Source organism: Pseudoalteromonas sp. bablab_jr010 (genome assembly GCF_016464105.1).
GTDB lineage: Bacteria > Pseudomonadota > Gammaproteobacteria > Enterobacterales > Alteromonadaceae > Pseudoalteromonas > Pseudoalteromonas simplex.
Window position 1 is genome coordinate 221473 of sequence record NZ_JACDWV010000201.1, and the last position, 24007, is coordinate 245479.

At 41.5% G+C, this 24007-nt stretch carries 19 protein-coding genes; 5 read left to right on the forward strand and 14 right to left on the reverse strand.

Annotation, left to right across the window (positions count from 1 at the left end; all coding sequences use genetic code 11):
- The 3 genes from JIG37_RS21720 to JIG37_RS21730 all read right to left on the reverse strand — a co-directional run bounded on the left by JIG37_RS21720 (position 1) and on the right by JIG37_RS21730 (position 3745).
- Positions 1 to 843 (reverse strand): pirin family protein, encoded by an 843-nt coding sequence (locus tag JIG37_RS21720; RefSeq protein ID WP_054552745.1) that lies wholly within the window; start codon positions 841 to 843, stop codon positions 1 to 3.
- A gap of 97 nt (positions 844 to 940) precedes the next feature.
- On the reverse strand, positions 941 to 2590 hold the full coding sequence (locus tag JIG37_RS22900) for a HAMP domain-containing sensor histidine kinase (protein ID WP_199530258.1): 1650 nt from the start codon (positions 2588 to 2590) through the stop codon (positions 941 to 943).
- Between the two features lie 189 nt (positions 2591 to 2779).
- Positions 2780 to 3745, reverse strand: coding sequence for a YihY/virulence factor BrkB family protein (locus tag JIG37_RS21730; RefSeq protein WP_199530259.1), 966 nt, complete (start codon positions 3743 to 3745; stop codon positions 2780 to 2782).
- Between the two features lie 122 nt (positions 3746 to 3867).
- On the opposite strand from JIG37_RS21730, the gene JIG37_RS21735 reads away from it, so the two are divergent.
- A complete protein-coding gene (locus JIG37_RS21735) occupies positions 3868 to 4947 on the forward strand; it encodes a mechanosensitive ion channel domain-containing protein (protein WP_199530260.1) in 1080 nt (359 codons plus the stop codon).
- An 11-nt stretch (positions 4948 to 4958) separates the two neighbouring features.
- On the opposite strand, the gene tatA is transcribed toward JIG37_RS21735, so the two are convergent.
- Complete coding sequence (gene tatA / locus JIG37_RS21740) at positions 4959 to 5114, reverse strand: twin-arginine translocase TatA/TatE family subunit (protein WP_082389242.1); 156 nt, start codon at positions 5112 to 5114, stop codon at positions 4959 to 4961.
- Positions 5115 to 5160: 46 nt separating this feature from the next.
- Positions 5161 to 5925 carry a transcriptional repressor AgaR gene (gene agaR, locus JIG37_RS21745; RefSeq protein ID WP_166338756.1) on the reverse strand — a complete coding sequence of 255 codons (765 nt, stop codon included), beginning with the start codon at positions 5923 to 5925 and terminating at the stop codon, positions 5161 to 5163.
- Between the two features lie 159 nt (positions 5926 to 6084).
- Here agaR and JIG37_RS21750 point away from each other — a divergent pair, with 159 nt between their 5' ends.
- A complete protein-coding gene (locus JIG37_RS21750) occupies positions 6085 to 7416 on the forward strand; it encodes a sugar MFS transporter (protein ID WP_199530261.1) in 1332 nt (443 codons plus the stop codon).
- 30 nt (positions 7417 to 7446) lie between these two features.
- Here JIG37_RS21750 and JIG37_RS21755 read toward each other — a convergent pair whose 3' ends face one another.
- The 6 genes from JIG37_RS21755 to JIG37_RS21780 are packed head-to-tail and all read right to left on the reverse strand — an operon-like array spanning position 7447 to position 14149.
- A complete protein-coding gene (locus tag JIG37_RS21755; RefSeq protein WP_199530262.1) occupies positions 7447 to 7959 on the reverse strand; it encodes a hypothetical protein in 513 nt (170 codons plus the stop codon).
- Positions 7952 to 9646, reverse strand: coding sequence for a GMC family oxidoreductase (locus tag JIG37_RS21760; protein WP_199530263.1), 1695 nt, complete (start codon positions 9644 to 9646; stop codon positions 7952 to 7954). Before JIG37_RS21760 ends, JIG37_RS21755 begins: the two co-directional genes overlap by 8 nt.
- Before the next feature lie 13 nt (positions 9647 to 9659).
- On the reverse strand, positions 9660 to 10823 hold the full coding sequence (nagA, locus tag JIG37_RS21765) for an N-acetylglucosamine-6-phosphate deacetylase (protein ID WP_199530264.1): 1164 nt from the start codon (positions 10821 to 10823) through the stop codon (positions 9660 to 9662).
- Positions 10801 to 11724, reverse strand: a complete 924-nt coding sequence (locus tag JIG37_RS21770; protein ID WP_054552753.1) for an ROK family protein — start codon at positions 11722 to 11724, stop codon at positions 10801 to 10803. The genes nagA and JIG37_RS21770 overlap by 23 nt, the downstream gene beginning before the upstream one ends.
- Before the next feature lie 17 nt (positions 11725 to 11741).
- Positions 11742 to 12860 carry an SIS domain-containing protein gene (locus tag JIG37_RS21775; RefSeq protein WP_199530265.1) on the reverse strand — a complete coding sequence of 373 codons (1119 nt, stop codon included), beginning with the start codon at positions 12858 to 12860 and terminating at the stop codon, positions 11742 to 11744.
- 23 nt (positions 12861 to 12883) lie between these two features.
- On the reverse strand, positions 12884 to 14149 hold the full coding sequence (locus JIG37_RS21780; RefSeq protein ID WP_054552755.1) for a D-tagatose-bisphosphate aldolase, class II, non-catalytic subunit: 1266 nt from the start codon (positions 14147 to 14149) through the stop codon (positions 12884 to 12886).
- Positions 14150 to 14423: 274 nt separating this feature from the next.
- Here JIG37_RS21780 and JIG37_RS21785 point away from each other — a divergent pair, with 274 nt between their 5' ends.
- On the forward strand, positions 14424 to 15884 hold the full coding sequence (locus JIG37_RS21785) for a Gfo/Idh/MocA family oxidoreductase (protein WP_199530266.1): 1461 nt from the start codon (positions 14424 to 14426) through the stop codon (positions 15882 to 15884).
- Positions 15885 to 16033: 149 nt separating this feature from the next.
- Here the strand turns inward: JIG37_RS21785 and JIG37_RS21790 are convergent, their stop codons facing one another.
- From JIG37_RS21790 to JIG37_RS21800, 3 genes are all read right to left on the reverse strand, one after another.
- Positions 16034 to 18712, reverse strand: coding sequence for a M14 family metallopeptidase (locus JIG37_RS21790; RefSeq protein WP_199530267.1), 2679 nt, complete (start codon positions 18710 to 18712; stop codon positions 16034 to 16036).
- Positions 18713 to 18851: 139 nt separating this feature from the next.
- The gene (locus tag JIG37_RS21795; RefSeq protein ID WP_199530268.1) at positions 18852 to 21098 is read right to left on the reverse strand and encodes a S46 family peptidase; all 2247 of its coding nucleotides are present in this window, start codon (positions 21096 to 21098) and stop codon (positions 18852 to 18854) included.
- A 185-nt stretch (positions 21099 to 21283) separates the two neighbouring features.
- Positions 21284 to 21526 carry a DUF465 domain-containing protein gene (locus JIG37_RS21800; RefSeq protein WP_138616187.1) on the reverse strand — a complete coding sequence of 81 codons (243 nt, stop codon included), beginning with the start codon at positions 21524 to 21526 and terminating at the stop codon, positions 21284 to 21286.
- A 226-nt stretch (positions 21527 to 21752) separates the two neighbouring features.
- Here JIG37_RS21800 and JIG37_RS21805 point away from each other — a divergent pair, with 226 nt between their 5' ends.
- Positions 21753 to 22382: a response regulator transcription factor gene (locus JIG37_RS21805; protein ID WP_199530269.1), complete on the forward strand. Its 630-nt coding sequence runs from the start codon at positions 21753 to 21755 to the stop codon at positions 22380 to 22382.
- Entirely contained in the window at positions 22369 to 23928 is a 1560-nt protein-coding gene (locus tag JIG37_RS21810; RefSeq protein WP_199530270.1) for an MASE1 domain-containing protein, read from the forward strand. Before JIG37_RS21805 ends, JIG37_RS21810 begins: the two co-directional genes overlap by 14 nt.
- Positions 23929 to 24007 lie beyond the last annotated feature (79 nt).

Here is a 24007-nt window from a genome sequence, read left to right on the forward strand (position 1 = left end):
CTATAGTGTGCCAAATTTACCTAGCTGATAGTCACGTACTGCTTGTTGTAACTCAGCTTGGGTTGTCATTACAAACGGGCCCATATGAGCGATTGGTTGCTTAAGCGGCTCACCGGCTAGAATTAACGCCCCTGCACCCGTTTGCGAGTTAAACTCAATGTCACTGCCAGGCTCTAAAATCAATAAGCTACCTGCTTTAACTGGTCCGCCCTGTTCAGTATGAATTTCTCCGGTATGGATATAGATCATCACCTTAGTTTGTGTAAGCGGTGTATGGTAAAACTGCGTGCCAGCCGGTAAAGTCACATCAGCAAGCATGCCATCAGCGGCGAGATCTTGTAGGCTAGAGTCCTGCTTTTCACCGGCAAATTGCCAGCTTCCAGCTAATGCTTTTAGCTCAACACCTTGCTCATTTTGAGTCGTTGGTGCTGGCGCTTCAGTGGTATCTTGATATCGCGGCGCTCTTAGCTTCTCGGCACTTGGCATATTTAACCAAATCTGAAAGCCATGCATACCTTCTTTAGCATCTGCTAATGGCATTTCACTGTGGATCACACCAAAACCGGTACTCATCCACTGCACATCGCCAGCACGAATTGCTTTTTTGTTACCCATTTGATCTTGGTGCTCAAAGCCACCTTTAATAATATAAGTAAAGGTTTCGATACCACGGTGAGGGTGCGCAGGAAAGCCGCCCATAAAATCACTATGATCATCGGATTTAAGCTCATCGATCATTAAGAAAGGGTCTAAGTACTTGCCATCAAAACCTGGAATACGGCTGATGTTTACGCCATCACCATCTTGTGTGGCATGGCTATTTAATTGTTGAATCACTTTCATAACTTTACTCCCGTAAATTGTATGAAGTGATTTTAGGCGCTATTTTAACTAACAACCATGAGTAAAATAAGCACCTAACATTCTATAAAAGCGAATACTAAAGAGCTTCTATATCATCGCTCTGCGTTATTTCATGCTCAGTTTGAAGATTTGGCAAAGTTAAATAAAAAGTGGTGCCTGTCTGTTCTTCAGATTCGAAACTAATCGAGCCCTTTAATTTTTGCGTAACTAAATTCATAACAGCATAAAGCCCTAGACCAGTATTTTTTTGGACACGCTTAGTAGTAAAAAAAGGATCAAATATTTTATCTTGAATATCTTCGCTTATGCCGCAGCCATTGTCTTTAACACTTATAAAAACATTATTATGTTTAAAACTTGCCGAAACTTCTATTTTTGCGCCTTTAATCTGCCCATCAAACGCATGAAAAAAAACATTTGAAAACAAGTTTGTCATAACGTGATTAAATGTTCCTGGGTAACTTTGAATTTTTAAATCATCGGGTATGTTAAAAATCACCTCAACATTTTTATTTTTAGAATCTGACTTAAACGACATCACAATATCATGCAGATGCGGATTCAAGTTAATTAACCTTAATTCATCACAATGCTGATCAGCGGCAATTTGTTTAAAGCTTGTTATCAATTCAACTAATCGATCTAAATTAGAATGAAGTAATAAGCTAATTTCTTCTGAAGTATGTACATATTTTTCAAGTGAGCCTTTACTAACGCGTTTATCAGCTAGCACTTTTCCCATCTTTTTATTTTCATCTTCAAGGTAACTGACAGCTGTTATACATATACCTACAGGCGTGTTGACTTCATGTGCTACCCCAACAACTAGACGACCTAGTGCTGCTGTTTTTTCTGCTTCCATTAAGTATTTTTGAGTCTTTGCCATTAAATCCATAGATTCTTTAAGCTGCAAGTTTTTCTCAGTCAAAGAAGATGTTTTTTCTGCCACTTCAGCTTCAAGTGAAGACACATATAAATGATTAAGTGATTTGCGCAAACGGCCGATAAAATACAGCACAATTAAAATGGTAATAAAGCAGCAAAAAGAGAAAAGCGACATCAAGTAGTGATCTCGCGTCGCGATATCAAGGTTTTGTTCGGTTCGATAATCTAACATAAACAAAAAGTTATTAATGTGACTCATTATTTCTGACTTTGCCAAAAAGTAATCATCACTATACAAACTCAGAATCGCGTCAATTTGCTCCTTTTCCATATTCTCGTCAGGTTTATTTGCTAAAGTTTGAAAAGCAGCGTACTCAATTTTTGTTAAATCATTTGATGCTTTTTCTGCAAGCCGGATTTGTTGCATCTCCTCATCTGTTATACCAATGGAATTTAGCATAACTTGGAGTGATTTTTTTTCACCGTCAGGAAATGGAGCCTTACCGTTATGAGGCATTAACATATCCCAATAAACGCGGTGATAATATTCTGGACGTGGAGCTTCACCATTTCGAATAGCTAGAATTTGGTTAAAAAAGTCTAAAAATTTAGTATTGCCTGTTACCGTATAAGCCCTTGCCATTAAACTTAATTGATCTGAACTTTGTCTGACTTGCTCAGCCAAAATATAAGACTGATACCTAACCTTAGTTTCAGCCTCTATGGTTTTTAAACTGCCATACATTAAATAAACTGACAAAGCCGTTAACCCAGCTAGAATTACAGCAACCAAATTAAGTAAAGATAAACGCTTAATATTAAGTTGGAGCTCTTTTTGCATTTCATGACCTATAAATATGATTACAGCTAGAGATCGCAGATTTAACTTTCTGACCTACTGATACGTAAAATCACAGTACGAGTCATAAAAACCAAAATCGAACTTTAGGATTAAATATTTAATAGAAGTCAATTCTAAAAATGTCAATTAGGGCCTAGGGGTTACCTAAAGGAGTAACTCGACTGCGTCTTATTGCTCATTTTCTCGTTGTTTAATTGTCAATCTATCGGCCACGATCGCGCCGCGTTTCCCTACAGCTTTTTCTGGCCCAATAGTGCTATCAACTAGAGTTTGTTGCTCTGTACTGGCATTGATAGCCGCACCAAAAATGATGATATATGCGCTGATATAAAGCCACATCAACATGATCACCACACCACCTAGCGATCCATAGGTTTCGTTATAACTAGCAAATTGAGATACATAATATGAAAAACCAATTGATGCGATGATCCACATTAACGTAGCAAGCATTGAGCCCGGCGTGATCCAGCGCCATTTAGCTGGAGTTCGATGAGGCGCATAACGATATAAAAACGCTAAAGCAAGATTAAAAATAATGGCTAACAATGGCCAAGTAATGAGCTGAATCATTAAGTCGATAAGCTCTGTTAAGCCAACTAAGTTGAGTACAATCGGTAAGATACCAATGATCAATAATGCCACCAGCGCAACTACAATAGCACCCAGAGAAAATAAAAAACGCACCACTAATGCCATAAGGAACTGACGCTTATTACGCTGATGATAAGTAATATTACAGGCGGTAATAAGTGCTTGGCAGCCTTTACTGCTACTCCAAATAGTTAATAGCAAGGTACCTATGGCACTTGCACTCAATACCTTATTTGACTGCTGAGTGATATCGCTAACTTGAAGCAAAATGATGTCACGACTACTTGCAGGTAATATCGCAATCACCTTATCTAACTGATCATGGATATCTGTGGGAGAAGCAAAATAGGCATATACGGATACAATAGCTGCCAGAGCAGGAAAAATAGCTAAAAGAGCATAAAATGCCACGCCTGCTGCTACAAAAGATAAATTGTCTTGAGATAGGTTGTGATAAACCCGTTTACTGATATCCCACCAACCTCGAATTGGGATTTCCATCGGTGAACGAGCTTGAAAACCGCGGTTACCATTCGCCATAAGTGACCCAAAGAATGACTGTGAAAAGTACAATGCTGCAAACAACTTGCCAGTAATTATGGCGCCTGAATTGCATTGAACTAAACTTATTGAAGCAACTTAAAGATCCATGGAGCGGTGCAATGAGTTATTATTTACTTACTGAAAATCAACTAGCTAACGTTTTAACAGCATCAATTTCCATAGCATCTCAAACAGTTTCTGAAAGCTTATCTTGGCAAGACTTAAACTTTCAAATTACGCAGTTTTTACATACTGCATGGCAAATGTTACCTGCACTGACACTTGGTATTGCGGCCATCATTATCTGTTACTTGTTGGCCCGCCCTTTATCTTATCTATTAATAAAACCGCTTGGCTTTGTGAGCGAAAGCAAACTTTTACATGTCGTTACGAGGCGCTTTTTTAGCATTATTATTATCTTGTTTGGCGTTTACTTATTTTTACGTCTAGCAGGGCTAACCAGCTTTGCTGTGGCGATTATGAGTGGCACTGGCTTAGTTGGGCTTATTTTAGGTTTTGCTTTTCGCGATATCGCCGAAAACTTTATCTCAAGTATGCTACTTAGCGTACAGCGCCCTTTTCGTATTGACGATGTTATCGAAGTTGATGGTCGTTTAGGAGTAGTTAAAAAGGTTACGGCGCGCGCCACCACCTTGGTTGACTTTGACGGTAATCATATTCAAATTCCCAATGCGACCGTCTATAAAAACGTCATTAAAAACCTCACCGCAAACCCAAAAATGCGGGGCCACTTTAATGTTGGCATTGGCTACGATAATGAAATTCGCTATGCCCAACAATTAGCAATGAAAGTGGTTAATCAAAACCCTGCTGTTATTAATGATCCGCCAAGCCAAGTACTTATTAATTCATTAGGCTCAGCAACTCTTAATCTAACCATTTATTTTTGGGTAAATAGTAACGAACACAGTACTATCAAAGTGGCCTCACAATTGATGCGAGAGTTGGTCAATACTTATTTAGCGGAGCAAATAAGCATGCCGGATGATGCTCGCGAGCGAATTATTTTAAATAGCGAAAACGATACCGAACAGCCAAACAATAATGTAAGCGCAGAGCTAAAAACAGCAAAATCACTCGACGACCATAGCCTTGATGATGTTAGCAGTGATGCCGATGATATCCGCGAACAAGCAGATCAATCTCGCGACCCAGAGCAAGGTAATAATATTATTTGAGACAAAGATTATCAGGCTTCGTCTTTGGGTTTATCTTGCATTGCACGTTTAAACCCTTTAATTGATGTCCCTAAGTCACCACCGATCCGTGACAGTTTTTTTGTGCCAAATAAAAGCACCACAATTGCGGCAATAATAGCTAATTGCCAAACACTTATTCCTGCCATAATAACCTCCTTAAGGTTTAGGTAATTTGTCAGTATGCTACTAGCTCTAAACAGTGATTACGTCGATCCCCAAAGCAACCAATGACTCAACAAATTCAGCTGGCATGTTTTTATCGGTTACTAGCACATCGATTGATTTTAGTGGTAATACATTATACAAAGCCCGTTTACCAAATTTACTTGAATCAGTTACAGCAATCACTTGATCTGCACGTGTGCACATTGTTCGGTTTAACATTGCTTCAGGCTCATAATGGGTGGTGATCCCCGCTTCAGGATCTATGCCATCCACTCCTAAAATAACCTTTTTGAAATTATATTTACTGAGTGCTTGTTCAACTTCATTTGAGTAAAAAGACATTGATTTCTTGCGCAATTGCCCACCCAGCATAAATACATTGGCATCGTCTATATCTGCCAGTACATGTGCAATATTGAGGCCGTTTGTCATCACGGTTAAGTCTTGTTTGTTGGTCAATGCTTTCGCGACTTCTTCGGTTGTGGTGCCCGAATCAATAATTAGTGAATCGCCATCATCAACTAAATTTGCAACAGCTTTTGCCAGTAGAACTTTCACAGCATAATTTTCGTTATGCTTATCTTTAACTGATAACTCTTTGACCAATTTATCACAAGCAATTGCGCCGCCGCGAGAACGAACAACCAGACCACGCTTGCCCAGTTCGTTAAGATCATGGCGAATACTAACCTCAGAAATATCAAAAGTTTTCGCAAGATCTTTAACATTTACTTTGCCATTTTCCTCGGTCATCAGAACGATTTTTTGTCTTCTTTCTATTGTGGTTAGCATAGCTGGCCTGTTGTTTATATAGCTGCTTTCAAATTCGTAGTTCAATATTACACAATTTACAGTTTCAAAGCCAAGCTTAGTTTCGAAATAAAATAAAACTTTCAAAACTTACGAAAAATGTTTTATCATTAATCTACCGTTAAATTATTGGTGACAAAAATGACAACACAAAGCTCACTATTAGAGCAAACAGAACACACCAACCGTACACAATTACTACCTATGTTGATCATAGGTGGCTTGTTTTTCTTATTTGGCTTTATAACTTGGCTCAATGGATCTTTGATTCCATTTCTACAAATGGTCTGTGATCTCAACCATATTGAAGCTTACATGGTGACATTGGTGTTTTATATCGCCTATACCGTCATGGCACTGCCGAGCGCTAAGATATTGAAATTATTTAGTTATAAGCATGGTATGTCATTTGGTTTAGGCACCATGGCATTTGGCGCGTTGTTGTTTATTCCTGCCGCACAAATTCAGGCTTATTGGTTATTTTTGGTTGCCTTATTTACTTTAGGAAGCGGCCTCACCTTATTACAAACCGCTGCGAATCCTTACATCGTGCTAATTGGTTCTAAAGACACGGCAGCCGTACGCATTAGCATCATGGGTATTCTCAATAAGAGCGCAGGTGTGGTTGCTCCATTGCTCTTCTCTGCGATTGTGTTTAGCGACATTGCCAGCTTTAGCCCTGAAGCTCTCGCCCAATTGAACAGCATTCAAAAGCAATTGCAGTTACAAGAACTGGCTAATCGTTTAATTACTCCTTACCTTGTAATGGCAATCGCATTAGCGATATTAGCGGCGTTGATTATGCTGGCTCCATTACCTGATATTGAGCAACCAAAAACTAGCAACAACAGCGAGAGTAAATCAGTACTGCAATTCCCACACTTGGTTTTAGGCGTGATAGCTCTATTCTTTTACATAGGCGCAGAAGTTATTGCCGGCGACACCATTGGCCTTTACGGCAAAGAACAAGGGGTATTGCAGTTCGCTGAACTCACCTCTTACACCATGGGCTTTATGGTGCTAGGTTATGTGTTAGGTATCGTGTTAATTCCTCGTTTTTTTAGTCAGCAACAGGCGCTGATATTTTCCGCGTTAAGTGGTTGTGTGTTTTCACTTGGCATCATTTTGATTGATCCGCAACAAACTGCGATTGCAAACGTAGTGCTCTTTTGGCTTGCTGATAACAGTTTTCCAGATACCGTGTTATTTGTTGCATTACTTGGCTTATCGAATGCGCTAGTTTGGCCGACCATTTGGCCTATGGCCCTTGCAAATCTCGGCGATAAAACTCAAACCGGCGCGGCATTACTGATTATGGGGATTTCTGGTGGCGCTCTATTGCCTTTGGTATACGGTGTGTTTGCAGAATATACGGACAATGCACAACAAGCTTACTATCTGTTGATCCCTTGCTATGCGTTTATTCTTTATTACGCACTGATTGGTCACAAACTAACAAGTTGGCGTAAGTAACGACATGGGCAGGCTTAGTTGTTTTACTGTTTAACTAGCCTGCAATTTTTCTGATGTGAAATAGCCCAGTAGCAAAAATTCACGCACGGTAAAAATACACTTATATATTAAGTACTCGTCACGCTTATCAGGGCTCACTTCTGAAAGAGGCAAGGCTTGCTGCGCTATTATGCGCTGTTGCTGCTGCAAAGAGATAGTAAATAAGCCTGTGAGTTTATCTGCTAATTGCGACGATGAAAAAGCACCGTCTGCAATCAGCTCAGCGCCTTTTAAGCATGCCGCACGTTCAGTCACTGTTAGTGTATTTGCTAGCATTAAATCTGTGAAAGCGACTAAATTAAAATACAGCTGCTCATTTGGCTCCAGTTCTAAAATAACCGCCTGCATTTGCGTGACCACATCCCGATGCGCCGCTGTTTTAAGCACCTCAAAATGATTGTCATCCACTTTATCAAATAGCTGAGTCGCAGCCACTGGCGTAATAGCCGCACCGAATAATGCAGCTAAACATTTAATGGCATTTCGCCTTTGTAGATCAGCCATTGAACACCCCATTTTGATAATGTCGTGCAGCATGATCGGCGGCTCTCGCAGTAAATGCCATATAGGTTAACGAAGGGTTCTGATAACCCGACGAGCACATAAACGAGCCGTCAGTGACATAGACGTTACGCACACTATGAATTTGGTTGTAACGATTAAGCACTGAGGTTGTAGCATCATGTCCCATGCGCGCAGTTCCCATTTCGTGGATGGCCTGCCCCGGCGCTGAGCCTTTATCGTACGCTTGCACATTTTGATAACCAGCTTTGCTGAGCATCTCTACGGCTTGCGCTTTCATATCCTCGCGCATGCGCTGCTCGTTTTCAGCAAATTGGCAATCAAAATTAACTAAAGGTAATCCCCATTGATCTTTTAATACCGGATCTAAGCTCATTTTATTACGATGATAAGGCAGGCATTCACCAAAGCCTATTAATGCAACTTGCCAAGGCCCAGGTTTGGCAAGCTCTTCTCGAAAAGCCTTACCAAAGCTAAGTTCTTTAAAGCCCCGTCGCCAATCTTTGCGTGTTGCGTATCCTTGATAGCCATAGCCGCGAATAAAGCTATGCTGCTCGCTATCATTAAGGTTTCGAAAACGCGGGATATGAAAGCCAACGGGTCTATCGCCATCATTAAAGTCATCAGCAAAACCTTTTGGTTCACCCGTTGCGCCAACCCTAAAATGGTGATCCATGAGGTTATGCCCAAGCTCTCCACTATCGTTCCCTAAGCCATTAGGAAAACGTGCAGAGGTTGAATTTAATAACAAGGCTGTTGTAGCCACCGTTGATGCGCAGCAAAAAATAATCTTCGCTTGCGCGATACGCTCTTTTTTAGATTCAGCATCAATTACTTTCACACCTGTGGCTTGCCCGCTTTCTGGATTGTAAATAATCTCTTTAGCAATGGAGTGAGTCTGAATAGTGAGTCGCCCAGTACGCATCGCTGCAGGTAAGGTCGAGGCTAAACTACTAAAATAGCTACCGGTTGGACAACCTCGCATACAGCGGTTGCGCTTGCTGCATGGAGCACGACCTTGCTCAGGCTTGGCCTTAGTTAAATGCGCAACTCGCCCGATGGTGAGGTGCCGATTAGTGTAGTGAGTTAATAAACTTTGTTTAAGCTGCTGCTCTACGGCATTAAGCGCAAAAGGAGGTAAGTAAGGTCCATCTGGTAGCTGAGGTAAGTTCAGCGCTTCGCCGATAACCCCGATGTAGGCTTCGACTTTATCGTACCAAGGCGCAATATCTTGATAGCGCACAGGCCAATCAACGCCGTGACCATCTTGTTTGTTGGCTGCAAAATCTATATCACTGAGGCGCAAGCATTGCCGCCCCCAAGTTAATGAGCGCCCACCAAGATGATACCCTCTGATCCAATCAAAACGCTGTGATTCTTGATAAGGGTGCTGCAAATCATTCACAAACCAGTGTTTTATTGATTGCTTGGTGGCATAGCCAGTGCGTGCTTGTTTAGCTTGATTCTGTTTTTCTAGTAAGCTGGGCCTGTCGCGAAGTGGCAGTTGCCAATCATCTTTAAAGGCAGTGATATAGTCAGTACCGTGCACAACCTGCCTACCACGTTCAAGTAGCAGTACATTGAGCCCTTTTTCGGTCAGTTCTTTAGCAGCCCAGCCGCCAGTAATGCCACTGCCAATAACAATGGCATCGAATACTTTTGCCTGCATTCTCACTTAACTTTTAAAAGATTTGCTTACCCGCACAGATCGTTGCTTGAACAGAAAAGTCTTTATCGAGCAGGGCAAAATTAGCCTGTTTACCTACCGCAATACTGCCTATTTGCTCCGCTTTATTTAAAAACTCAGCGGGTACTAAACTGGCCATTTTAGTTGCTTCAACTAGGCTTGCGTCGGTTAAGTTATAAAAACGCTCAACGCCAACTTCCATGGTTAATGTACTGCCCGCTAAAGAACCGCTCTCAGTTCGTGCAACACCTTGCTCAACCACAATAGGAAGCTCACCTAAGCGGTAGCGACCATCTTGTAAGCCTCCGGCGCTCACACAGTCTGTGATCAGAGCAATTTTATCTGCCCCTTTTAAACGGTAAACCATGTTCATGATGCTCGGGTGCAAATGAATACCATCAGGAATAAGCTCAACCATGGCATCGCTGTCCATCAACAGTGCGCCAGTACAACCAGGATCACGATGATGAATACCGCGCATACCATTAAAAATATGCACACCACCGCAAGCACCATGGGCAAGAGCTTGTGTTGTTTGCTCAAAATTAGCATCTGTATGACCCAGCATCACACGCACACCTTTATCGGTGATATAGCGGATCATATCGGGCGATTTAAGTAGTTCTGGCGCCAACGCAAATGAACTTAAGCAACCTTCACATGCGGCATAAATTTCATCAAATCGCTGTTTAGTAAGTTCTAAAAAAAATGACTCGTTATGCGCGCCTTTATGCGCTTCTGCAAAGAATAAACCTTCGTTATAAGCCCCTAGCAACTGCGCCCCAGCCAAGCCTTTTTGATAGGCACTCGCCATATTTTTATAAGCTTGAATTGAGACGTCCCAGTCCGCAGTCACCGTTGTGCCAACAAACCCCGTTACGCCATGCTTTGCTAAAGAACGAGAAATAATCTCTAGTGATTCTGGGGTGCCGTCCATAATATCGCAGCCTTCCCGGCCATGAATATGTAAATCAATAAAGCCCGGAAATAAACTGTGCTCACCTAAATCGATTACTTTAATCTCTGGCTCAATTTGCGTGGTAATAGCACTAATTTTACCTCGCTCGACCAAGACCGCATGATCGAGTAAAACCTTCTCAGCAGTCACCACTTTTGCGGCTTTTAAGTAATAGCGATTAAGATCCGTTGGAATTAGCATGAACACTTCCTATTATTGCAGCGCCTCTTACGCCGCTAGAATCACCAAACTTTGCACGCTTCACGTCGGGCACGGCAAAACCTGAAAATAAATGAGTTTGAATCGCATCAGGGAGCTTTTCTACTATTGCATCAATGAGCGACAACCCCCCGCCAAGTACGATAACTTCTGGGTGCAAACTTTTACTAATGGCAGCAAAGGTTTCGCCAAGAATATCTAAGTAACAGGCGAGCACCTTTAAGGCTTGCTCATCACCTAGCTTAATATCGTTTGCCCATTCAATCGCTGATTTAGGGGATTGCGTAATATGTTGATACAGAGTTTGTACACCGGGCCCTGCAATATAGCTTTCTACACAGCCATTTAAACCACAGCCACATTTTAAAACGGGCAGCTGATATTTTTGTTGCAGATACGCAGAAAGCGGTAAATGACCATATTCTCCCGACATACCTAAACCTTGGTTAAACAAAGTGCCATCAATACACATACCACCCGCCGCACCTGTACCAACAATGGCACCAAATACTCGGCTATAACCTTCACCGGCTCCGCCATTTGCTTCTGATAAAGCAAAACAGCGGGTGTCATTTAATATCGCAACAGGGCGCTTTAATAATGCTTGTAGGTCGTCGGCAATCACCTTACCTGTGGCACAAGGCACATTGGCAGATAACACTTTGCCAGCCTCATTAATGATACCTGGCATACCGATGCCCACCGCACCTTGGCTACTTGTTAATTCATCGGCCTTTAGCACCTGCTGATATATTGCCTGCAAAAATTGCTGATAATCATCAGTTGGCGTAGTAATACGCCAACTCTGCTGTTGCTCTAAATTATTATTAAAAATGGCGGTTTCTATTTTTGTTCCACCAATATCGAGTCCATAAACAGCCATACTCTACCTAACACTTTCTAACAAGAAGTTAACGGGTAAATAGTTACCCCTTGTACAACACGGTTAACTTCGCCCGTTGGGCAAGGATTGTCAGGTGTTAAACCGAGTGAGATTGATTTAAAAAATGCAAAAATCTGACAATAAACAATATAATACAGACCTTGCCACACATCATCCAGCGGTTGCTGCTTTGTACCTACCGATAATTTTTCTATTCGCAGGCATTGCTGTTCATTGACTAATTCATTATATAAATCAGTGTCATATAAACTGCTGTATAGATTTCCAGATGACATCAATAGTACGGCAGTTTTGGTATTAATAATGGTTTTCGGGCCATGCCTAAAACCCAAAGGCGTTTCAAAATAACTAATTAATTCACCATTTGTTAACTCTAAACACTTTAATGCAGCTTCTTTGGCGTAGCCAAGTAAAGACCCGGCTCCTAAAAACACTAAGCGCTCAACGTTACTTTGTGCAAAACGCTTAATGTCATCAATTTGCGTATCGAGTAGCTGATTAGTATGCGCCACAACTTTTTCTAATTGAACGCTATCTGGAGTAAAAATACACAGTGTTGAAATCAGCATTGAGGTAAAGCTACTTGTCATTGCAAAGCTCTCATCAAGTGTTTCTTTTGGCATTATCACACTTAAGCTATTGCTTTTAACTGATGCGCTTTTAGCTAACTCACCGTTTTCATTACAGGTAATAACCAAGTGATAACATTTATCAACGACTTGCTCTGCAATATCGACCGCTGCGACACTTTCAGGGCTATTTCCAGAGCGCGCATAAGAAATAAGTAAGGTTGGCGTGCCCTTTTGTAAAAAACCATATGGGTTTGAGACAATATCAGTGGTGCTGACAGCACATACGTCCAAATCGGTTTTCGCAGTTAAATGAGGTGTTAAAGCCTCGCCCACATAAGCTGATGTACCAGCGCCTGTTAAAACAACTTTTAAGTTATTAAGTGCTAAAATCGGCGCTAAAAAATCATTAATCTCAGCTCGCTTGTTATCAATCACTGTTGCCGTATTACACCATGATTTGGGTTGTTGTGTGATTTCTCTTGCGGTCCAATAAGCGTTCTGTTGCTTAAGTTCTGTTTCGTTTAAGGATAAAAACTGTGTCATATTAAATTCTCTCTCAACACCACTTATTGATTACAAGCAAGCGAATAGCTATTCGTCACTTCCATTATTTTGTTAAGTACTAACTCACGCGGTGATGAGTTAATTTGGCCCTTAGTTAATGCTTTGTATTGCATTGGCATAAATTGGCTAAGTAAGGTCTGTGGAATAATTTGCCCTTCTAAGTTCTCAAACAGCGTTTCTACTGTTTGTTTTATCTCATCTTCAGGCCAGTAATAACGGATGCGATCGCTATAACTATAAGCCCTAAACAGCTTAGCTTCAGCACCCTGCGATGGGTAAAACTTATTCCAATAATGTGGTTTTTCTAGCATGATGCGCTCACAGACATCACGTAAATTAGAACGCTTAGCAGGTTCAACTAACTGATCTTCAATATAAGTTAAAGCAAATAAACCTTCGCGTAGTGCATAGGTAAGCTGTGGCCCCACTTTTAATATGGCAAAGTGATCTTGTACTAACTCGCGATAGCAATGATCTGGCTGGTAATCAGTAGAGTGAGCTTCATACACAAGATTATCGACAGTAGTGATAAACTCTTTCAGTTTTTGCGCTTCATTACGTTGGTAATTAAAAACTTGATGATTATCAAACTCAACCCCTGGCTGCACAACAACAGCAATAACACGCGACCACACGTCACTTATGTTTAAGCTAGCAAATGCTGCCTGATGTAATTCGATTGTTTGCTGTACCCCTTCAACATGGGATACCTCAATAATTTCATGCTCTTCTGTTGCCCCACCCGGAGGGGGAACTTCAGTACCAACCACATAAAGAATATCGTTATCTTTTGAGACCGACTCGGCAGCTTGGCACATCAATGCTGCACGCTTGGCAATTTCTGCATCAGCTAAACGTTCTCCATCGTCAGCGCATGGCATACTGGCATCTAGATGAATTTTTTTAAAACCCGCACTCGCATAGGCTTTAACAAGTTCAACAGCTTTTACCATCGCAACCTCTGCAGGCTCATTCACCCAACACACAGGACCTAAGTGATCACCACCTAAAATAATGCGCTGGGTATCTAAACCCACTTTTTCGGCTATTGCATAAACAAATTCAACAAAGTCATGAGGCTTCATACCCGTGTAGCCACCAAACTGATTAACTTGGTTTGCCGTAGCTTCAATTAAAATTTCAGTGTCATCATTAAGAGCTTGCAACATCGCTGCTTCGATAACGAGTGGATGCGCGCAGCATACAGAGTAAATTCCCTGCGCTTGCCCTACTCGATTGTTATTAATAATCGTTTTTAATGCATTCATGGTTCTCTCCAAGCAGCTTACATCAAAGGTTAGATACGTGATTTGAAATTACAGTAGCACACAGCGAAACACCACGCAACAAAATGAAAGAAAACGAAAGTGCAAATCAAAGCTGAAATTTGACCTAAAAAACCATAAAAAGGCATTAAGGGTAATACAGCTACCAATTTGAAAGATTTTGAAAGCATTTAATTGTAATTAACTTTTAGTTGCGATATAACAGAAACAACTGAAACCCACTATTAAAAATAATCTCAGTGATTTAGGTATCGTTATGACAATAGATAGACGTAGTTTTTTAAAATCTGCCGCAGCCATTACCGCCGCGACAGTCGTGACTGGCTGTGCGAAAAGCCAACAAGGTGATAATCAAAGCACACCTCTTGCAGCACAAGGTAAAAGCGTAATGGGCTTAGCTGTGCCTGCAATGGATGTGGTGCGTGTTGGTTTTATTGGGGTTGGTCAACGTGGTAGCGGCCATGTGAAACATCTTTGCCATATTGAAGGTGTTGAAATCAAAGCTATTTGCGACACAGATAAGCTAATGCTAGATAAGTCTGTTAATTATGTTGTTGAAAAAGGCTTACCTAAACCAACTGCTTATACGGGTTCAGATAAAGCCTATTTAGATATGCTCGCTCGCGATGACATCGACATTGTGATCATTTCAACGCCTTGGAAATGGCACACACCGATGAGTGTTGAGACCATGGAAAGTGGTATACATGCCTTTGTTGAAGTACCTGCAGCAACCACGATGGAAGAGTGTTGGCAACTAGTAAACACCGCAGAGCGCACGCAAAAGAACTGCATGATGATGGAAAACGTTAACTATGGCCGTGACGAGTTAATGGTTTTAAACATGGTTCGTAAAGGCGTATTTGGTGAGTTACTGCATGGTGAAGCTGCTTATATTCATGACCTGCGTTGGCAAATGAAAGAAATTGACCGCAGCACAGGCTCATGGCGTACTTATTGGCATACCAAAGTAAACGGTAACTTATACCCAACCCATGGTTTAGGGCCGGTTTCTCAATATATGAATATCAACCGTGGTGACCGCTTTGACTTTGTTACCTCAGTCAGCTCACCTGCACTTGGCCGTGCAGCTTACGCAGAACGTGAATTCCCTGCAGGCCACGAACGCCGTTCACTGAAATTTACTGCTGGCGACATGAATACCAGCATTATTAAAACAGTGAAAGGTCGTAGCATTATGGTTCAGCACGACACCACAAGCCCTCGCCCGTATAGTCGCCATAACCTAATTCAAGGTACTAATGGCACATTTGCAGGATTCCCTAATCGTATTGCTCTTGAAGATGTGCCACCAGCCATCGCGAAAATTTACCAACAGCAATATGAAGCAGAGCTCGCTGCCTGGGAGAAAGCAGGTTCACAGGGGCGTAAGCCACATATGCAAAACTTCCATAGCTGGGATCAAGATATGGAAAAATGGCGTGCTGAGTTTGATCATCCACTGTGGAAACGCATGGGTGAAGAAGCAGTACGTAACGGTGGCCACGGCGGTATGGACTTCATTATGCTTTGGCGCATGATCTACTGCTTACGCAATAATGAGCCACTCGATCAAGATGTATACGATGCCGCAGCATGGTCATCAATCTTCCCGCAAAGTATGGCATCGGTTGCTGATAGAAGTAACAGTAAAACAATTCCAGACTTTACCCGTGGCGCTTGGCAAACAGGTAAGCCTCTGGGAATTGTGTCTTAACACTTTCTCTCCTGAAAAACTAAAAGCCCGCCCTTTGCCCTGCGGGCTTTTTTTATTTCATTGTTCACTCCCTATAGAGCTTTACTCTATAAAACTTTACCCACAAAAAAGCCCGCAACGTCAGCGGGCTTTTTAATTAGGCCTTTAGCTTACTGAGCATGTGCTGCAGCGCGGAAAATCGTGTTAGCTAAAAGTACATTCATGCCTTCAAGGTAGGCGCGGTAGGTTGGTGATTGTGTAAAGCCAATCACCATGCCTTTGCCTTGCGGTTGATGAACAAGCAATGGCTTATACGCAAGCTGTGCTTTATTTTGCTGCCATAGATAACCACTTGCTAGCACATCATCTTTACCTGTAAACCACGCTAGGTTTTTACCTGAGTTCAGTTTTATAGGCGTGTAAATATCATTACCGTAAGCTACCGCAACAAGGTCTTTATCAACCCCAGCGGTTAACCAGTGCTCTTGGTCTACTTCAACATTAGCAAGTACACCGGCTACATAGTCTGGCGATGTATGTGGCTCAATGCTCGCCGCTTTTAAATCATCGCGAGAAGTGAATAACTGCCCTGCCACTTTACTGCTTTTATCATCGCTGCTATCGGCTTTATCTTCTCGGTAAGCTTGCTCGCGTTTAACATCTAACAAACCGTAATCAGCGTTGGTGGTAAAACGGTTAGCATTACCGAGGGCAATCAACACGCCGCCTGCTTCAACCCAGCTTTTTAAATTAGCCGCGCCCGATTTACCGAGTGCTTGCTCATAATTACCTTCAGGTAAAATAAGCACTTGGTAATCACTTAAATCAGCCCAAGCAAGCATAGGTGTGCGAATAGCTGTCACCGGGTAGCCAAGCTGTCTTTCGATAACAAAACGAGTGTTACCGGCGCTTAGCTCTCGAGTGGCTGCATCCCATGCAATCGCCACTTTTGGTGCTACCATAGGCACTGTTTTGTTACTACCAAAGCTTGGGCCTTCAATCACCCAACTTGAATCAACACCATCAACTATTGCACCAGTTTGCTCGGCAATTTGGCTAATTTTAGTCAGTAAGTCTTTATCGTTTAGGCGCTTTTCGATTACTAAGCTACCCGCTGGGTAGTTAGTTTTATCACCTAATACAAATGCTTGGTCAGCACTTTTCAGTTTAATGCCAGCTTGCAGTGCTGCTGTTAAAAAGCGTGCTGCGGCCGTATCACCCCAAGCAACAATATAAGCCACTGAGGCTTCTGGATTATTCACTTTACCAAGCAATGTGTCGTCGGCCTGAACCGCTTTACTATCTGCGCTAACTGCGCGACCACAACTATCGCTATCAACATTAAACATCATCGGCAGCGACCAACCTGTGACATCGTAAATTTCATCACCTAGGTTACGAGCGCGGCGTCTTTCTTGCTCTTTTACAAAAGCCTCTGCCATATCTACTTGGTCAGTAAAGGTGGTACGTACAAATACCCCGCGTGGCTGTGCAGTATCAATAAAATAGCTGCCTGCTTTGTACTTAACGCCACAGGCTTTGAAGTCTTCAGTTGCTTGTTTAACTTCAACACCATGTTCAGCCATTAAGGTTGCGAGTCTATGAGCGCCTTCACGGTTACTTTGTTTAGGTAAGATATAAACACGCTCTTTGCTATCTTTACCCGAATCAATCGCATCAACTTGATATTGATAAAAGTCACCTAGTAGTTTTTCACGTTGATTGGCAGCCCCTTCGGCAGTCGAAATTGAGGCCACAAACTGACGCTTTACAGTATTAAAATAGGTGAGTAGTTCGCCGGTATTTTTCTCAAAAACATGGCCACGCGCAGAGCCTACTTCGTAAGTTGATGCTGATGCACCATAAAAAACAGGCCAGCTATCACCGTAGCCTGGGTAAAAGGCATCAAAAATTTCACGGGTAAAATAATCAAAGCCAAACTCATCAAAATACTTCGCATGATTTTGCCCAATCGCATCCATGTTGGCGATTTGAGTTTTCGTCATATGCGGATTAAATGGCTGAGCAGCCGGTGCAAAGTAGTAAGATTGGTCGCCGCCCATTTCATGAATATCAACCACTACTTGCGGTTTATATTTATTGATTGCAGCCACTCTGCCTTTACTTTCAGGCTGAGTAAGTGCCAACCAATCACGGTTCATATCAAACAAATAATGATTTGTTCGGCCTCTTGGCCATGGCTCATTATGCTCTGCACTTAGCCTATCTGCACTGTGCTCAAGACCCACGGTTGCATAATAACGAGTAACAAAGCGCTCACGGCCATCAGGGTTTTGCAATGGGTCGATAAACACCACGGTGTTGTCTAAAATTTTGCTGTTAACGGCATCATTCGGGGCTGCTAGTAAGTGATATGCAGTGAATAGTGCAGCATCGGTTGAGCTAATTTCATTACCGTGCACGGCATACTGAAGCCACACAGACGTCGGTAAATTTTTAATTAGCGACTTAGCTTCTTTTTCAGAGGTGATACGCGGATCAGCCAAGGCTTGGGTGTTATTGGCGAGAGTTTCTAATGAGCGAATATGCTCCGCAGTGCCAACCACCGCATAAACCAGTTCACGACCTTCCCAGCTGTTTGCGTACTTAAACACTTTAATACGATCAGGCGCAGCTTGTTCAAGGGCACTTAAATAACGACGCATATCGTTGTAATTGGTAATGCGCTCACCTACATCGTATCCAAGTACTTGTTTAAATGTTGGTATTTGCTGATTATAAGCCGTGCCCGGCCACATTGCTTCGGTATTCGCTGCACTGGCATTAAAGCTTGCCGTTATTGCCACAACACTCACTGAAATGGCTTTTATTATTTGTTTGGCGCTCATTATTTTTCCAAAGTAAAAGTATCTGCTTTGTACATTACAAAAGTATTGAAAATAAACAAATTAAAAACGTTAGATTGGCAAAAATTAAAGACATAAAAAAACCGCAGCAATTGCTGCGGTTATTTTCAAACTAGCAGGGCTATTTAACTAGGGTCATTTCATCAAGTAGGTAACCTGCGTTATCAACTTCTTCCATTAACCAAAGCATGTATCGAATATCAACGTGAATAGCACGGGTGATTTTGGCGTTAAAGTACCAATCTTTGGTGATTGATTCATAAGTCGAGTCAAAATTAAGACCCACTAATTCACCTTTACCATTCATGACTGGCGAACCTGAGTTACCCCCTGTGGTATCAGCGCTACTTAAAAAGTTGACTGGTACTGAGTTAACTTCAAGAGGTTTAGCCGCTTGTGACTCACAACCAAAGCTGAATAAGCTACAACTTACGCCTGGTAGACCTAAGTCACCACGGTAATACGCGCCAAATGCTTGCTTTTTGTATGCTTCAAGTACTTTATCGGTAACAACAAATGGTTTTTCACCTGTGTGTTTAGCCACTAAACCACGTAGTGATGTAAATGGCGTTTTATACACAGCATCTGCTGCTGGGTAACCATCAACTTGTGCGTAGCTTACGCGTAATGTGCCATTTGCATCTGGGTAAACTGGCTTACCTTTAGCATTATTGAAAGCGATCACAGCTTGCATATACTGCGGGCGAATTTCAGCTAAACGCCCCGCCATTTCTTTTTCGTCAGCTTCTTGTGCCATGTTGGTATCGTATAGAGCAACAGCTAACTTTATGAATGGGTCGTTTGATGCTTCAAACTCTGCGACAGATTTACCAATCCAGTTAACACGTGCTTCTACATCTGTAAGCTCTGTATTAGCATAAAAAGAAGCAATAATCGCATCAAGTTCAGCTTGTGTTGTGGTATCTGTAATACCTAAGCCGTCGTTTAATGCCGCAACTTGCGCTGCTTTATCTTGCGCTAAATAGTTACCTAAGTAGCTTAACCATAAGGCTTTATCGACTTCAGGCGTAAACTGTTTTTGTAAACGCTCTAAACGCGCTTTAAGCATAGGAAGATCGCGCTCTTGATAACCCATTTCGCGCTCTGCATTTGGTTTTTCACTTTCTTTAGCTAAACGATATAAACGAATTGCCGTGCTTAGTAAGTCTGCGCGTTTTGCATAATTAAAGTAAAAATGGCTTTGTTGCTGTGCATGTGCTTCAACTAATAATGACTTTAATGCGTGATATGAATCTGCGTATGCTTTACGTTCAGCACTTTGTGCAAACCAAGCGAGGTACTCTTGCTCTTGCGCAGCTTTAATACCCGGAATATCCGTTACTTTAAAGCCATCTTGTAAGCCTTCCAGTTTCTTTAAACGGTTGTTAGTGCTTTTTACACGAGAGGCATATTTAACTTGTGCTTGCTCATCGCCTTCGCTCTGCTTGGCGATTACGTCTAGGGTCATGTTATAAGTATTAAGCAATGTTGGGTAATACCAACTCGCAGAATAATTTACTTCGTCTGCAAGCTTATAGCGGCTAGTTCGACCCGGGTAACCAGCCACCAGCACACCATCACCTAAGCTTACGCCGCTCGCATTCACTTTTAAGAACGACTTTGGCTCATAAGGTACGTTATCTTCGCTGTAATCTGCAGGCTTACCATCTTTACCAACGTAACCACGTACAAAGGTAAAATCCGCCGTGTGACGTGGGTATTCAAAGTTATCAATGTCGCCACCAAAGTTACCTAGCGCTTCTGCTGGAGCATACACTAAGCGCACATCTTTGATCATCAGTTGTTTGATCATGAAGTACTCTAAGCCATGGTGAAAATCACGCACGGTACATCGGTAGTTAGGATCTGACTCACACTCGCTGATCAAAGCTTTGCGATTTGCTTGAATTGCTTCATAACGCGCTTTGCCGTGTAGTTCTGCAGGTAAGTTACCCAGTACGCGCTCAGTAACATCATCCACTTGTTCAGTTACATACAAACGCTCTTGTGGGCCTGCTGGTAGCTCTTTTGATAAATCAGCTGCTAAAAAGCCTTTTTCAATTAAGTTGTTTTCTGGTGTGCTGTTATTTTGAATCGCGCCATAAGCACAGTGATGATTTGTTACCGCTAAGCCTTTTGGTGACACAAATGACGCAGAGCAATAGCCTAAACCAACCACTGCATTGAGTGGGTATTGGTTAAGATCTGCCACTTGTGATGCCGGTAATTCAATACCAACGCGGTCAAACTCGCTTTGTAATTGTTTTAATTGATGCGGTTGCCACTGCCCTTCATCAGCGTGCGCGCTACCGACAGCGACAACACCCATGAGTGCTAATGAAGTAGTAATAATATTTTTTTTAATCATGTTAATCCCAGTCAGTGCAAAGCACTATTCCATTGTTGCCTTAAAAAATCGCGCTAAGACTACCATAACCTTGATTGACTCAAGACATATTGCGATTAAATACAATTGGAGAGTAAAAATAGAGGGGAGAAAAAGCTCCTACCGTAAGAATGCAGTAAGCAGGAGCATTAGCTTCGATTCAATTATTAAGCATTGGCTTTTAAAAAGTCATAAAGTTCATCTTTAAGCACGGCGCGTTGTTGCTTTTTTTCATGCATATCCGCATCTTCAATCGGCGAGTTTTGCAATTCAAGCTCACGAATTTCTTTATCCATATCATCATAACGCTGCATGGTTTTCTTGAAATGAGCATCGTGTTTTGCAAGGCTGTGGATTAGTTCATTAAACTCAGGGAATTCATTCAATAACGAGTGTTTCTCACCTAACATGGGCAACTCCTTTGGCTAGAATTTCAGTTCAATTTCAATGTATCACCCTAACATACAGAGTCAATGTCGCAACCTTGTCCAAGATCAAAAATACAGCGATTCATACAAGTTTCTGAAACTCATTGAGTAAGCAACAAAGAAGATGTAGTTCGCACAAAATTCTAAGAATTATTCCTAGACATAACCATTTGAATTAGAGATATAATCAAATTTGATGGAGGGAAACATGCGTATTGGTATTATTGAAGATCACCAACTAGTAAGGGATAGCTTTAAAAAGTTACTAGAACTACAACAGGAGTGGCAGGTAATTATTGAAGCCTGCACGGTTAGCGAGGCTAAACTTGCCGTTGAAATTGAACAACCTGATATTTTTATAGTTGATATTTCAATGCATGAAGGAGAAACTGGCCTAGCATTTTTAAGCTACTTAAATAGTTACTACCCTGAAATTAAAACAATTGTTGCCTCCATGTATGACTACGAGCCTTATGTAAGCAACGCTCTTAGCTTGGGCGCGCAAGGTTACGTCTCTAAACGTTCAGCATCAGAAGCCTTAATCGACGCTGTCAATTCTGTAATTAAGGGCGGCAGGTATATAAGTGAAGATGTGAAGTTTAACTATAAAGACCCTTCTAATAAACTCGCTTTACTAACACCAAGAGAAAAGGAAGCTTTACCTCTATTTGCAAAAGGGCTTAACGCAAAACAAGTGGCGCAACAGTTAGACATGATGCCTAAAACTGCTCATGTGCATAAGGCTAATATTTACCAAAAACTAAAAGTATCTAACTCGTTCGATTTACTCAAAATTGCAATAGATAATGGACTCATTGCGCTTGATGAACTGGCATAATTTTCCTTTCGTGAATGTATCTGTAAACCAAGCTTTTGCTGAGTTTACAAAACAAGCTCTAGTCGCTGTTATTTACTTTGTTACCTTATGCTTTTCTTCTTGGGTAAGTAATCATTTAGAAACGGTGGCGCAAAGTAGCGCCATATTCTTGCCTGCGGGAGTTAAGCTCGCTTTTTTTATTATCTTCCCAATTAGGTTTTGGCCAATTCTTTGGTTTAGCTCAAGGCTTTATGCTGCTTATATCGGCATGTTTTATAACGATGCTTGGCACTTCGATTTATTACATGGCTTTTGGCAAGAAGCTACCTACATGATAATAGTACACTGCTTTAAAGAAAGTCGTTGGCCACCCAAGATCGATGCTAATACCGGCGTTATCTCAATCGTTTTGTTGGCTACTTCAACAGCCGCTATCAAGTGGTTTTTGTTTGCTAGTGCTTTTGAGTTCACTACATGGTTAGCTGGTAAGCAGTTATTACAATACCAACTCAATATGACCCTAGGTGATTTAACAGGGACACTACTCGTTGCGCCAATATTGCTAAGTATTAAGGAAAGCTATAAACATAAAATTACGCTAAACAACTATTTACTCGTAATTGCGCTGTTAGCCCTGACCATAGTTTACCTTGCAGCCTATATACATAGGCCTGACCTATATTCTCTGCTACGCTTGTTCTCTTTACTGCCTATTCTTTGGTTTTCTTATAAGTTTGCTACAACAGGTGCTATTTTGAGTGCTTTACTCAGCAATAGTCTAATTGTTGTACAAGCAGGCATCCAACAAGATGCAACGAATACTTATATAAGTCAGTTATTTATCTTAGCAAACTCAATTACTGGGCTTTTAATTGGTACTGCAACAAATGAACTCAAATTAAAAAATGCTGAATTACAACAAAGCAATGAACAACTTTCTCAATTACTTGCTAAAAACAAACAACTTGCAAAACGGATGGTTACAATCCAAGAAGACGAGCGCAAATATCTGTCTCAAGAATTACATGACGAATTAGGGCAAAATCTCACAGCGCTAAAAACAGATTTAGCAGTATTATCACTCTCACAACAAAACAGCAATAATTCAATCATTGCTACCCTTAGAGAAAATGCCAAAGCTATGTATGACTCTGTGTATCAAATTATGCATCATTTGAGACCGAGAGAGCTTGACGAGTTAGGCCTTGAACACGCTCTAAAAAATGGCAAATTAAAATCCCTATTAAATAAAGCTGATATCGAGTATCAAACGAACTTAGATATCAACAGTACCTTGGCTGATGAACACCAAACGGCTATTTACAGAATCTGCCAAGAAGCTGTTACCAATTGCATTAAACACAGCAGCGCCTCACAATTATTTGTTCAGTTGAGTGTAAATAAACAAGCCATAGATCTCATAATTAAAGATAATGGTGAGCAAGTGCGTAACAACGCAGAATCTGGTGGCTATGGCCTTTTATTTATTGAAGAGCGAGTGCTTGCTTTAGGTGGTAAGTGTAGTTTTGACACGCAGGATGGCTTCGCTATTAAAGTATCTTTTTAACTTCATGTATTAGAGTTACGTAACCAACGTGATAAATATGCGATTTATCGTTTCTACTCGAATTGTTTATTAAAAACGC

What these genes read in the sequence shown, in the direction of transcription:
- JIG37_RS21785 (WP_199530266.1), top strand. Translation starts at nt 14,424, where the DNA reads ATGACAATAGATAGACGTAGTTTTTTAAAATCTGCCGCAGCCATTACC.
- JIG37_RS21810 (WP_199530270.1), top strand. Translation starts at nt 22,369, where the DNA reads ATGAACTGGCATAATTTTCCTTTCGTGAATGTATCTGTAAACCAAGCT.
- JIG37_RS21790 (WP_199530267.1), bottom strand. Translation starts at nt 18,712, where the DNA reads ATGAGCGCCAAACAAATAATAAAAGCCATTTCAGTGAGTGTTGTGGCA.
- JIG37_RS22900 (WP_199530258.1), bottom strand. Translation starts at nt 2,590, where the DNA reads ATGCAAAAAGAGCTCCAACTTAATATTAAGCGTTTATCTTTACTTAAT.
- JIG37_RS21730 (WP_199530259.1), bottom strand. Translation starts at nt 3,745, where the DNA reads ATGGCGAATGGTAACCGCGGTTTTCAAGCTCGTTCACCGATGGAAATC.
- JIG37_RS21770 (WP_054552753.1), bottom strand. Translation starts at nt 11,724, where the DNA reads ATGGCTGTTTATGGACTCGATATTGGTGGAACAAAAATAGAAACCGCC.
- tatA (WP_082389242.1), bottom strand. Translation starts at nt 5,114, where the DNA reads ATGGCAGGAATAAGTGTTTGGCAATTAGCTATTATTGCCGCAATTGTG.
- JIG37_RS21735 (WP_199530260.1), top strand. Translation starts at nt 3,868, where the DNA reads ATGAGTTATTATTTACTTACTGAAAATCAACTAGCTAACGTTTTAACA.
- JIG37_RS21720 (WP_054552745.1), bottom strand. Translation starts at nt 843, where the DNA reads ATGAAAGTGATTCAACAATTAAATAGCCATGCCACACAAGATGGTGAT.
- nagA (WP_199530264.1), bottom strand. Translation starts at nt 10,823, where the DNA reads ATGCTAATTCCAACGGATCTTAATCGCTATTACTTAAAAGCCGCAAAA.
- JIG37_RS21750 (WP_199530261.1), top strand. Translation starts at nt 6,085, where the DNA reads ATGACAACACAAAGCTCACTATTAGAGCAAACAGAACACACCAACCGT.
- JIG37_RS21805 (WP_199530269.1), top strand. Translation starts at nt 21,753, where the DNA reads ATGCGTATTGGTATTATTGAAGATCACCAACTAGTAAGGGATAGCTTT.
- JIG37_RS21800 (WP_138616187.1), bottom strand. Translation starts at nt 21,526, where the DNA reads ATGTTAGGTGAGAAACACTCGTTATTGAATGAATTCCCTGAGTTTAAT.
- JIG37_RS21775 (WP_199530265.1), bottom strand. Translation starts at nt 12,860, where the DNA reads ATGACACAGTTTTTATCCTTAAACGAAACAGAACTTAAGCAACAGAAC.
- agaR (WP_166338756.1), bottom strand. Translation starts at nt 5,925, where the DNA reads ATGCTAACCACAATAGAAAGAAGACAAAAAATCGTTCTGATGACCGAG.
- JIG37_RS21780 (WP_054552755.1), bottom strand. Translation starts at nt 14,149, where the DNA reads ATGAATGCATTAAAAACGATTATTAATAACAATCGAGTAGGGCAAGCG.
- JIG37_RS21760 (WP_199530263.1), bottom strand. Translation starts at nt 9,646, where the DNA reads ATGCAGGCAAAAGTATTCGATGCCATTGTTATTGGCAGTGGCATTACT.
- JIG37_RS21755 (WP_199530262.1), bottom strand. Translation starts at nt 7,959, where the DNA reads ATGGCTGATCTACAAAGGCGAAATGCCATTAAATGTTTAGCTGCATTA.
- JIG37_RS21795 (WP_199530268.1), bottom strand. Translation starts at nt 21,098, where the DNA reads ATGATTAAAAAAAATATTATTACTACTTCATTAGCACTCATGGGTGTT.